Origin of the sequence: Chryseobacterium sp. 22532, assembly GCF_052044665.1 — a bacterium.
GTDB lineage: Bacteria > Bacteroidota > Bacteroidia > Flavobacteriales > Weeksellaceae > Chryseobacterium > Chryseobacterium lathyri.
Genome location: NZ_JBQENJ010000001.1, coordinates 273,117 through 284,560 on the forward strand (window position 1 = coordinate 273,117; position 11,444 = coordinate 284,560).

The window sequence follows — 11,444 nt, forward strand, 5'->3', positions numbered from 1 at the left end:
GTTTGGTCATACTATTTGAGCACTTAATCAAGTAATTTTTGTAACCGCCTTCTAAAAGTATCTCTTTGCATAAAATTTAAATTATGAAGAGAAATCTTTTGGCAGCTGCCTGCTGTCTGCTCGGATATTGGGTCAGTGCACAATCCGGAATATCAGGAGAGCTTAAGACTGAATATATACCTTTTTCCAGTTATATACGTCCGGAAGACAGTGTGAAAACCAATTCTAAAAGTAACTTTAAAAGAGCAGATCTTAACCTCAGCATTCCATTGTCAATGAAAAAAGACAGCAGCGGAAAGATAAAAGCCTGGTCACTTTTACTTAGCGGATCATATGCAAAAATGATCCATAAAGACTATGAAAAACAGCTGTTTCCTGATCAGATGCTGAATGCGCAGGCCGGAATCCAGCACATAAGGCCATTAGGAAAAAAATGGAGCATGATGATGACAGCTACAGTTGGAGTTTACACCGATCTGGAGCAGATAAGTTCTGACGATATTCTCGGACAGGGAGGAGTATTATTTATCAGACACTTCAATCCCAATCTGGCTTTGGGAGGAGGACCTGTATTGACAACTGCCTTTGGAGTTCCTATGATATTACCGTGGATCTATTTCGACTGGAAAACAAATGGTAAAATTAAATTCAACATCAACTTTCCGGAAGGAATGGAAGCAGGCTACCTGTTTTCAGACAGATTTGCTTTAAAAGCTGTGGTCAACCTCAGCGGAATGACTGTAGAAAGAAGTAAAGAGGGAAAATCCATGTTGTTGGGCTACCAACAGATCACAGCCGGAATTAGGCCAGAGCTGAAGCTCAATGACAAGCTAAGCCTTCGTCTTACAGGAGGAACAGCACTGTTGAGAAGTTTCAATGAAAACGACAGAAAGATCAAAAGTATTTTCAAAGACAAAAAAATAGCAGATCCCAAATTTGCCACCACATTTTATGCAGCCGTATCGCTGAGGTGGAATTTGCCTTAAGTGATTAAGATGGAAGATGGGGTGGGGAGATGGGAGTAACTATCCAACGATTATTAACTTGTTGTCAATTGATTAGACACGATTCACCAAAGTGTATAAATAAAAGATCGATTTTCTTAACGGCTTCAATAACTTCTCGCTCCAATCTCCCATCCTTATTCATATAATTTGATGAGATAGGTTTAAATAGAAAAGTAGAACATTTAATTTTCGAGAATAATAACTTCCATCATCCAGCCTCCCTCTTCCTTTCCAAATCTACTTACTAATAAGCTTCTTATACACCACCTGATTAAGCAGTTCTTCTTTTCGGGTGCGGGAAATAGGAAGCTCTGTTTTATTGATGTAAAGACGTCCGCCTGAGATCATGTCGATATGGATGATATTGATCAGGAAAGATTTGTGGATCCTGAAAAAATGTTCGGATGGCAGAGACTCTTCAACAGCTTTCATTGTTTGATGAATGACCAGAGACTTGTCTTTAAAGTGCAGTTTCGTATAGTTCTGCATGCTTTCAATATACAGGATATCTACCCAAGAGACTTTTATGAAGGTATCAGATTGTCTTACATACAGAAAAGGATCATCAAAAGGGGAGTTCTTCTTCATCTTTTCAGAAACAATAAACTGCTGTTGTGCTTTGTTCACGGCCTGATAGAAACGGTTAAAGGCAATAGGTTTCAGAAGATAATCCACAACCTGCAGCCGGTAACCTTCCAGGGCATATTCGGAATAGGCGGTTGTGAGAATGCATAAAGGAGGATTTTCAAGCTGTTCCAGAAACTCAAGACCGCTTAAGTAAGGCATATTAATATCCAGAAAAAGAAGGTCAATTTCTTTTTCCTTCACTATGGAATCGGCTTCCAGTGCTGTGGCACAGGTGCCTTCAACGGATAAAAAATCAATCTGATCCGCCAGCTCTTTCAGGTGAAATCTGGCCAAAGGCTCATCATCGATGATCAGACATTTTATTTTAGGGATATTACTGCTCATTATTGTCAGATAATTGTAAGGTTAGAGTTACTTTGTATACATTATCGGCTGTCACAATCGTAAGTTCGTGAGCATTCGGATACTGTAATTTTAAACGTTTTTGTACATTTTGAAGTCCAATCCCGCCGGAGCCGTCCTTCTTTTTATAGGTTGCTGGTTCCGAACAAGAGTTTTCGGCATAAAACAAAAGAAAACCGTCCTTCTCTATACAGGAAATCTTTACATAACCTTTATGACCGGGCAGTCTGCAGACATACTTAAATGCATTTTCGATAAATGGAACCAGAAGAAGAGGAGCAATAAACGACCTGTTATTTCCGGTACTCCAGTCTGCATTCACTTCCAGTTCATTTCCCCATCTTAGCTTTTCAACTTCTACCAGATTCTGCAGATGTTCAATATCCTTATCCAGAGGAACAAGGTTCTGACTGCAGTGATAGAGCTGATAACGGAGAATATCTGAAAATTTGAGCAGCAGATAATCAGCAAGTTTTGTATCCGTTTTCATCAGAATATGAATATGATTCAAAATATTGAAAACCACATGAGGGTTGATCTGGTCCTGCAGCAGTTTGAGCTGATTTTCTAAATGAGCCTGCTGAAGAAGAATATGATCCCGTTCTATTTTTCCGTGTTCCTGATAAAACTTGATGCCGCAAGTAGATCCATTGATGAGAAATGAAGCGGGTAGCGCCAGATAAAAACCCTTCCATAAGAAAGGAAGATGATCGGTAAAGTCGGCTGGAAGCTGATTTTTTGAGCCTATTTCAATATAAGTGAAGATCAGAGAATAGATGAAGCTCAATAAAAGGATGACTCCTGTAGCCTGGATCAGAAATAATTTCATTTTTTTTAACCGCAATGCTTTTGGAAGGAGTTTGGTGGTAAGAAAATGAGTGAAAAAGAATGAAGAGACCACCAGGGCAATTGTCTGGAATACGGATGAGACCTTGTCAGAACTAGCCTGAAAGTTGATATACACTGCAGCTGCAAAAACGAGCCAGAAAATAGCAACAAAAAAATATTTTTTTAAAATTAAAGGTTGTGTCATGGATAAGATAACGTAGGTTATAAAAAATTAGAAACTGCAGGGCGCAGTTTCTAATAGGTAAAGGTACTTTAAGTTTTTAAAATAAGAAATATCCTATCCCGAGCGTAAAGCTGTTGGGTTTAGATTTAAACTCCTTACTGATGCTCGTAAGTCCTGTTTCGTACCTGAGGTCTGCGGTAAAGTTTTTATAATCTACTCCGATACCTCCCGTAATTCCGATGTTAGATTTATCAAAGCTTTTAAAACCTTCCTGCAATGCTTTGGATGTCGACAGATTATTTTTAAATGCATAGCTGTAAACTCCTCCGGCAAAGGCTCTTACATTGAAATCCTGGGTGTTGATCAATTTATAACCGATTACTATCGGAATGTCAATAGAGTTCCAGGTAAGCTTTGGAGTGCTTCCGTCTTTGGAGTTGTAAGAGGTCTTCCTCTTGTTGAATAAAGCTTCCCCCTGCACATATAGGCTTCCAATATCCATTCTTGTCATAATTCCTCCCTGATATCCAAAACCGTATTTTCCTTCCAGTGCAGAAGACTCTGTTGAGGTTTTTGTATAGGTTGCCCCACCCTTTATCCCGATGTGGAAAGCCGGAGTCTGCTGTGCTTTAGTCTCAACCGAGCATGTGATACATAATAAAAGTGAGCTTAGTGCTAAAATCTGCTGTTTCATAAATTGTTGTTAATAATCTGGTGCAAAACAACAACTATGAAGAATGAGATAAAACTTTATTTGATGAACGGCAAGGATGCTTGGATGAGGTTCGTTTTTTGGCTGAAAAGAATATAAAAAAATCAGAAGGGCTTGGCTTCCGACAGGTATGGGTTAAAAGGGCTCTTCTTCGCAGATCGTTGGAGGAGTGCATCCGCCTGTTCCGCCGCCACCCGGATTTCCACTACCTCCTACGGCAATACAGCTTCCCGGATTTCCATCATCGTACATCTCACGGGCTTTTCCGAAGGTACATTCACAGTCTGTCCAGCAGAACACAGAATCGCCATTCATATGGCAGCCGTCCATTCAACTTCCAAGAATTATGGAAAGATCTTTCTCAAAATTTTTTTCATTTTTTTCATAATAAATTGATTTTTAAGTTAATAGTCTGATGTATAAGTTAATATAATCAAAAAAATAAATATTTTTCATCAATATGAGAAATAATGAGTGGAAATTTTACGCAAGACAAAAGAAACAACCCACTGCATCTGCAATGGGTTGATCTGTTTTATTTACTGAAATTTAATTGTAAAGGAAGGCTCACTACAGAAAGTACCGGCCGTCCATTCGATTCTGCGGGCTTCCATTTGCCCTTATCTTTAATACGGTAAAAAGCTGCTTCTATAAATGCGTTTACATCTTCGTTATTGCCTTTTACTTTCACATGATATGCATTCCCTTTAGAGTCTAAAGTGAATTTTAAAGTTATTTTATAAGGATTAACGGCAAAATTCAGGAAACAGAGGTCTACTGCTTCATTTAAAAGCTTTTGAAACGAAGCTTTTCCGGTTGCATACTCGGCTTCCTTGGTGATCTTCGGAGCCACAGGAGGCGGAACATCCGTTACTGCTTTGTTTTCCTCTTCATAAATTTTATCTAAAGCATTTTTATATGCCGATATTTTCTCCTCAGTAATAAGCCACTCCTGCTTAGTTTTTAAATCATTAGGCTTAGGGTATTTTTTATACAGAGCCTTTTTCTTTCTTTCATAACGGGAATCGGCTTTATCAAATTCAGAGATCTGTGCCTGGCTGAAAACAAAAGATATAATGAATACTAATGCTAAGAGTCTTTTCATAACCTATTAAGCTTTAACAATATTAATGATCACCTCAACCGCCTTCTCCATGCTTTCCAAAGCAACATATTCGTAAGGACCGTGGAAGTTCATTCCCCCTGCGAAAATATTCGGACATGGCAGCCCCATATAAGAGAGCTGAGCTCCGTCTGTTCCTCCTCTGATCGCTTTGATTTTAGGTTCAATACCAGCTTCTTTCATGGCCTTTGCAGCAAGATCGATGATGTGCATTTTTCCTTCAAACTGCTGCTTCATGTTTCTGTACTGTTCTTTTATTTCCACATCGGCAGTGCCTGCACTGTATTTTTGGTTGAATTCAGCTACTTTTTCCTCCATGAATTTTTTTCTGGCTTCATACTTTTCCTCATCATGATCACGGATGATATATTGAAGCTTAGCCTCAGAAATATCAGCTGTAATATCCATTAAATGATAGAATCCGTCAAAACCTTTAGTCGTAGCCGGAGTTTCATTCTCTGGAAGCATCTGGATAAATTCAGCGGCTAAAAGGCTTGCATTCACCATTTTTCCATAAGCATAACCCGGGTGAACGCTTAATCCGTGGATTTTTACCACAGCTCCGGCAGCATTGAAGTTTTCATATTCCAATTCTCCCACTTCACTTCCATCCATAGTATAGGCCCATTCTGCACCGAATTTAGCTACATCAAATTTATGCGCTCCTCTGCCGATCTCTTCATCAGGAGTAAATCCTACAGCAACTCTTCCGTGCTTAATTTCCGGATGTGCAATAAGATATTCCGCAGCAGTTACAATCTCTGCACAGCCAGCCTTATCATCAGCTCCTAAAAGCGTATTTCCGTCAGTCGTGATCAGGGTTTGTCCGATATATTTTTTTAAGCTTTCAAATTTTGAAGCGGATAGTGTAAATCCTGTGGCCTGATTCAGAACAAGATCACTTCCGTCATAGTTTTTCCAAATCTGTGGTTTTACATTTTCACCACTGAAATCCGGTGAAGTGTCATAATGTGAAATAAAACCAATCGTAGGCCTGTTATCATCTTCCAGGTTAGAAGGAATATACCCCATAATATAGCCATTGTCATCAAGAGAAACATCTTCCAGACCAATAGTTTTCAGTTCCTCAGTAATATATTTTGCAATGTCCCACTGGCGTGGAGTAGAAGGAGTCGTTTCGCTTTCTGCATCACTGGTTGAATATATTTTTACATAAGCGAGAAAACGGTTCAGTAATTTCTCTTTCCACAATGGGTTGAATTCTATTATACTCATCGATCATAAATTTCCAACAAATATACAATGTAAATTTTTCAAATTTAAAATTTAGGCCATCTTTCTGGCATCTTTCAACCCGTAAAAGTGTTTCATTTTTTCAATTCCAAACAGTGATTTCGATAATCAAATAAATTATCATAACTTGCATCAATTATGATGTCCAAACGTTGCAAATATGCATTGAAAGCAATGGTAAGATTGGCAAGAAACTACAACCAGGGGTTTTTGTCAACTGCTATTATTGCACAGGATGAAAATATTTCAAAAAAGTTTTTAGAACAGATTCTTCTTGAACTTAAAAGAGCCAAGCTGGTCAACAGCAAGCAGGGAACAGCGGGGGGCTATTACCTCCTGAAGTCACCCGATGATATTTCATTGGCAGATATCTACCGGATTTTTGAAGGACCGATTGCCTTAACTCCCTGTATTTCAATAAATTTCTATGAACCTTGTGACGACTGTGTCGATGAAGCAACATGCTACCTTAGAAATGAGCTGATCATAGTAAGAGAAAAAACAAGAAAAAGTATGATGGAAGCTACCCTTACTTCCTTTATAAAAAACAGCTGAAAATTTTTTTTAATTTTTATATCCTAGTAATTTGGTAGGATAAATAGGATTTATATATATTTGCAGAAGTTAATTTCAATTTAAAAATGGAAAACGCTCTGAAAATAGAATTCAATAACCTTCTCGAAAATGCCTCTACAGGTGTTGTGAGTGCCGATTTTTTGCAGGTTCTAGCAGAAAAATTTCCGGGAGAAGTTATATTTTCTACCAGCTTCAGCTATGAAGACCAGGTTGTGAATCATCTGATAAAAAATCTTGATATTGATATTTTTACTCTGGATACAGGAAGACTTTTTGAACAGACCTACGAAACCTGGACCTCATCCAGAGCATTCTTTAAAAAAAATATAAAAGCCTATTATCCGGATCCGGAAGCCCTGCAGAAATTTGTCTCAGAAAACGGACCGGATTCCTTTTATCAGTCCGTGGAAAATAGAAAAGCTTGCTGTAATATCCGAAAGGTTCAGCCTCTGAAAAAGGCTCTTCAGGGATATAAGGTCTGGATTACAGGCTTAAGATCTCAGCATTCTGCTGGCAGGAAAGAAATGCCGCAGCTGGAATGGGACCCCGATCATCAGATCATTAAGTTTCATCCTATTCTTCACTGGACCACGGAACAGGTGGCAGACTATGTAAAAACACATCAGCTTCCTTATAATCACCTTCACAAAAAAGGGTTTGTAAGCATCGGATGTGAACCCTGTACCAGAGCGATCAAAGAGGGCGAAGATTTCAGAGCCGGCCGATGGTGGTGGGAAGATGCTGACAAGAAAGAATGCGGCTTACATGTTCATCAATAAAAAATATACTATGTCATTATATCAGTTAAATTATTTAGATCAGCTAGAATCTGAGTCCATTTATATCCTCAGAGAGGTTGCAGGACAGTTTGAGCGTCCGGCATTACTGTTCAGTGGCGGAAAAGACAGTATTGTTCTGGCTCATCTGGCAGCAAAAGCATTTCCTCACGGAAAGATCCCTTTTACATTCGTCCATATTGATACCGGACACAATTTTCAGGAGGTTTTAGATTTCAGAGATCAGCTGGCTGGAGAACTGAATGTGGATTTGGTTGTACGGAAAGTAGAAGATACCATTCAGAAAAGAAAACTTACAGAACCTAAAGGTAAATTCCCGAGCCGTAACTGGCTGCAAACCTTTACATTGTTGGATGTAATTGAAGAGTTTGAGTTCGACGCATGCATAGGAGGAGCAAGGAGGGATGAAGAAAAGGCCCGTGCAAAAGAGAGAATATTTTCTGTAAGAGATGAATTCGGACAATGGGACCCCAAACTCCAACGTCCCGAGCTTTGGAATATTTTTAACGGAAAAATCCATAAAGGAGAGAATGTAAGAGTTTTCCCAATAAGCAACTGGACCGAATTGGATGTATGGAACTACATCCGCAGAGAGCATATAGAACTGCCATCTATTTACTTTTCGCATGAAAGAGAAGTCGTAGACCTTAATGGGCAATGGATCGCTAATTCTGAGTTTGCCGTACTGGAAGAAAGTGACATTGTAACAACAAAACGGATCCGTTACCGCACTGTAGGTGATATGACCTGTACAGCAGCCGTAGAATCTGAAGCGGCAACCGTTGACAGGGTAATTGAAGAAATTGTAGCCACCAGAATATCAGAAAGAGGAGAGACCAGAATTGACGACCGTGTTACAGAAGCGGCCATGGAAGACCGGAAAAAAGGAGGCTATTTCTAATAGGTAATCAATCAGACATTACTTATCATGTATCACTCATAAATAAAAAATCGTGGATATATTAAGATTAATAACAGCAGGAAGTGTAGATGACGGTAAAAGTACCCTCATTGGAAGACTGCTTTACGATAGCAAGAGCATTTTACAGGATCAGCTGGAAGTACTTGAAAAACACTCTAAAAACAAAAATGATGATGGGGTAGACCTTGCTCTTTTAACGGATGGGCTCCGTGCAGAAAGAGAGCAGGGAATCACCATTGATGTCGCTTACCGGTATTTTTCGACATCAAAAAGAAAATTTATTATTGCAGATGCTCCGGGGCATGTTCAGTATACCCGAAACATGATTACCGGAGCTTCTAATTCAGATCTTATGGTGATTCTCATTGATGCCCGTAAAGGAGTCATTGAGCAGACGAGGAGACATTCCATTATTGCTTCATTACTTAAACTGAAAAAAGTAGCTGTTGCGATCAATAAAATGGATATGGTGGATTATTCGGAAGATGTTTTTGAAACGATTAAAACAGATTATTCCAAGATCGCAGAAGGCTTAGGTTTAAATGATGTTACCTATTTCCCGATTTCAGCATTGAAAGGGGATAATATCGTTTCCTTATCTCCTGTTACAGGCTGGTATAAAGGAAGTTCCCTTCTTGAATACTTGGAAGAAGTGCAGCTTCATCAGGAGCAGAACAGTGGCAGCCGTTTTCAGGTGCAGTATGTCATCCGTCCGCAGACCGAAGAATTGCATGATTACCGCGGTTATGCCGGGCAAGTCGTCAGTGGAAGCTTTCAGAAAGGAAATAAAATAGCCATACTTCCGGCTGGAATAATCACTGAAATTACAGCAATAGAAGTGAATGGTGCTGAGGTTCAGGAGGCTTTTGAAGGACAGCCTGTTGTTATTCAGATTAAAGAAGATATAGATATCAGCAGAGGAGATTTCTTTACCTCGGCAGAAGAGCTTCCCAATGTGGAAAAAGAAATAGAAGTATTGTTGTGCTGGCTTGATCATAAAGCCCTGCAGCCGGGAAATAAATACCTGCTGCAACATCACAGCAGGCAGTTGAAAGCTGTGGTAAAACAGGTCGACTACAAAATCAATGTCAATACACTGGAAAAAGAAACGGCAGAAGAAGACATCAGGCTCAATGAAATTGCAAAAGTAACCATACGGACGGCGCAGCCTTTAGTATTTGATGATTTTATAAGCAATAAAAAAACAGGATCCGCTATTCTGGTAGATGAAACGTCCAATGCTACAGTTGCAGCCTGTATAATTCAGTAGAAATGAAAATATCAGATCATTTTATTAAGAAGATTCTTGAAAAAAAGCAAATCAGTTCCACCCGGTTCTTTGATCAGAACAAAATGGAAAATTTTGTCACAGAGCTGTACAATCTCCTGTTTCTTCCCAAACAGGTAAACACGGGTGATCAGCTTTACAATGATTTTGAAATACTGAGTAAACTTCTTTTTGATTTAATAGGAAGTACAGAGATTGATAAGGTTTCCGTTGAAAATCAAACCAATGCTTTTTTTCTGGCCTTGCCTGATATTTATGATAAACTGATTCTCGATGCTGAATCTATCCTGGAGTTTGATCCCGCAACAGAGTCTTTGGAAGAGATACTTCTCTCTTATCCCGGATTTTTTGCGACCTATGTCTATAGAATTTCGCATCAGCTTTGGATTCAAAAAGTAAAAACACTGCCACGCATAATCTCAGAATATGCGCACAGCAGGACAGGAATAGATATTCATCCGGGGGCGGTTATTGGAGAACATTTCTTTATTGACCACGGAACCGGGATTGTGGTTGGAGAAACAACGGTTATTGGCAATCATGTGAAGCTATATCAGGGAGTAACATTGGGAGCCTTACATGTTTCAAAAGATAAAGCCAATGAGAAAAGGCACCCCAATATTGAAGATCACGTGATTATTTACTCAGGGGCAACCATTTTAGGAGGAGATACAACCATCGGCAGAGATAGCATCATAGGTGGAAATGTGTGGATTACCCAAAATGTACCTTCCAATTCCTTAGTCTATAATAAAAGTGAAATAAAAATAAAAGATAACGGACCGCTTCCTGAATCTTTAACATTTGTAATATAAACAACAAAACAACATAAAATTGAATCGGTATGAAGTTCCAAAACACATTAGAAACCATCGGAAATACCCCGGTTGTAAAAATTAATCAGCTTTTCGGTGCCGGACATGAAGTCTGGATCAAGCTGGAAAAAGCAAATCCGGGCGGAAGCATCAAAGACAGAATTGCTTTGTCAATGATCGAAGATGCTGAATCTAAAGGTCTTCTGAATAAAGACAGCATCATTATAGAGCCTACAAGCGGAAACACAGGAATTGGACTTGCCCTGGTAGCTGCTGTAAAAAATTATAAGCTGATTCTCGTGATGCCGGAAAGTATGAGTTTGGAACGCCGTAAAATTATGGAATCATACGGAGCAGAATTCGTTTTGACTCCCAGAGAAAAGGGAATGAAAGGAGCCATTGAAAAAGCAGAAGAACTGGCAAAGGAAACCCCGAATTCATGGATCCCGAGGCAATTTGATAACCCGGCTAATGTAAAAGTGCATGTTGAAACCACCGCCCAGGAAATCCTCAAAGACTTTCCGGAAGGACCCGATTACCTTATCACCGGAGTAGGAACCGGAGGACATATTACCGGAATTGCACAGGTTCTTAAACAGAAGTTTCCCAATATTAAAGTAATTGCTGTTGAGCCCGAGCTGTCTCCCGTACTCAGCGGAGGTGCTCCCGCTCCACATCCTTTGCAGGGTCTGGGTGCAGGATTCATTCCTTCCATACTTGATACAGCTCTATTAGATGAAATTGTTCAGATTAATAAAGACGAAGCTTTTGAATACACAAAAAATGCCGCCAAAAAAGAAGGTCTTTTCGTTGGGATTTCCACAGGAGCAGCTTTAGCAGCAGTAGCAAAAAAACTGCCTGAAATCCCGGACGGATCTACCATTCTTACGGTAAACTATGATACAGGCGAAAGATACCTGTCCATTGAAGGACTGTTCTAGAACCCAC

General features: G+C 39.5%; 13 protein-coding genes. 7 read left to right on the forward strand and 6 right to left on the reverse strand.

Features of this window, described 5'->3' with window-relative positions; translation table 11 throughout:
* The first annotated feature begins 83 nt into the window (after positions 1 to 83).
* A complete protein-coding gene (locus ACTJIV_RS01400; protein WP_440625153.1) occupies positions 84 to 986 on the forward strand; it encodes a DUF6268 family outer membrane beta-barrel protein in 903 nt (300 codons plus the stop codon).
* A 258-nt stretch (positions 987 to 1,244) separates the two neighbouring features.
* On the opposite strand, the gene ACTJIV_RS01405 is transcribed toward ACTJIV_RS01400, so the two are convergent.
* The 6 genes from ACTJIV_RS01405 to pepT all read right to left on the reverse strand — a co-directional run bounded on the left by ACTJIV_RS01405 (position 1,245) and on the right by pepT (position 6,080).
* Positions 1,245 to 1,979, reverse strand: coding sequence for a LytR/AlgR family response regulator transcription factor (locus tag ACTJIV_RS01405; RefSeq protein ID WP_440625155.1), 735 nt, complete (start codon positions 1,977 to 1,979; stop codon positions 1,245 to 1,247).
* Complete coding sequence (locus ACTJIV_RS01410) at positions 1,969 to 3,030, reverse strand: sensor histidine kinase (protein ID WP_440625157.1); 1,062 nt, start codon at positions 3,028 to 3,030, stop codon at positions 1,969 to 1,971. The genes ACTJIV_RS01405 and ACTJIV_RS01410 overlap by 11 nt, the downstream gene beginning before the upstream one ends.
* Positions 3,031 to 3,106: 76 nt before the next feature.
* A complete protein-coding gene (locus tag ACTJIV_RS01415; protein ID WP_336377947.1) occupies positions 3,107 to 3,703 on the reverse strand; it encodes a porin family protein in 597 nt (198 codons plus the stop codon).
* A gap of 153 nt (positions 3,704 to 3,856) precedes the next feature.
* Complete coding sequence (locus ACTJIV_RS01420) at positions 3,857 to 4,051, reverse strand: hypothetical protein (protein WP_440625159.1); 195 nt, start codon at positions 4,049 to 4,051, stop codon at positions 3,857 to 3,859.
* 205 nt (positions 4,052 to 4,256) lie between these two features.
* On the reverse strand, positions 4,257 to 4,826 hold the full coding sequence (locus ACTJIV_RS01425) for a hypothetical protein (RefSeq protein ID WP_440625161.1): 570 nt from the start codon (positions 4,824 to 4,826) through the stop codon (positions 4,257 to 4,259).
* A 6-nt stretch (positions 4,827 to 4,832) separates the two neighbouring features.
* Entirely contained in the window at positions 4,833 to 6,080 is a 1,248-nt protein-coding gene (gene pepT / locus ACTJIV_RS01430) for a peptidase T (RefSeq protein ID WP_440625163.1), read from the reverse strand.
* A gap of 156 nt (positions 6,081 to 6,236) precedes the next feature.
* On the opposite strand from pepT, the gene ACTJIV_RS01435 reads away from it, so the two are divergent.
* The 6 genes from ACTJIV_RS01435 to cysK all read left to right on the forward strand — a co-directional run bounded on the left by ACTJIV_RS01435 (position 6,237) and on the right by cysK (position 11,437).
* Positions 6,237 to 6,653, forward strand: a complete 417-nt coding sequence (locus ACTJIV_RS01435) for an RrF2 family transcriptional regulator (protein ID WP_083996783.1) — start codon at positions 6,237 to 6,239, stop codon at positions 6,651 to 6,653.
* An 86-nt stretch (positions 6,654 to 6,739) separates the two neighbouring features.
* Entirely contained in the window at positions 6,740 to 7,453 is a 714-nt protein-coding gene (locus tag ACTJIV_RS01440; RefSeq protein ID WP_440625165.1) for a phosphoadenylyl-sulfate reductase, read from the forward strand.
* Between the two features lie 10 nt (positions 7,454 to 7,463).
* On the forward strand, positions 7,464 to 8,372 hold the full coding sequence (gene cysD / locus ACTJIV_RS01445) for a sulfate adenylyltransferase subunit CysD (protein WP_336377942.1): 909 nt from the start codon (positions 7,464 to 7,466) through the stop codon (positions 8,370 to 8,372).
* A gap of 52 nt (positions 8,373 to 8,424) precedes the next feature.
* Positions 8,425 to 9,663: a sulfate adenylyltransferase subunit 1 gene (locus ACTJIV_RS01450; RefSeq protein WP_336377941.1), complete on the forward strand. Its 1,239-nt coding sequence runs from the start codon at positions 8,425 to 8,427 to the stop codon at positions 9,661 to 9,663.
* 2 nt (positions 9,664 to 9,665) lie between these two features.
* Positions 9,666 to 10,496 (forward strand): serine O-acetyltransferase EpsC, encoded by an 831-nt coding sequence (epsC, locus tag ACTJIV_RS01455; RefSeq protein WP_440625167.1) that lies wholly within the window; start codon positions 9,666 to 9,668, stop codon positions 10,494 to 10,496.
* Positions 10,497 to 10,525: 29 nt separating this feature from the next.
* A complete protein-coding gene (gene cysK, locus ACTJIV_RS01460) occupies positions 10,526 to 11,437 on the forward strand; it encodes a cysteine synthase A (RefSeq protein ID WP_440625169.1) in 912 nt (303 codons plus the stop codon).
* Positions 11,438 to 11,444: the final 7 nt, after the last annotated feature.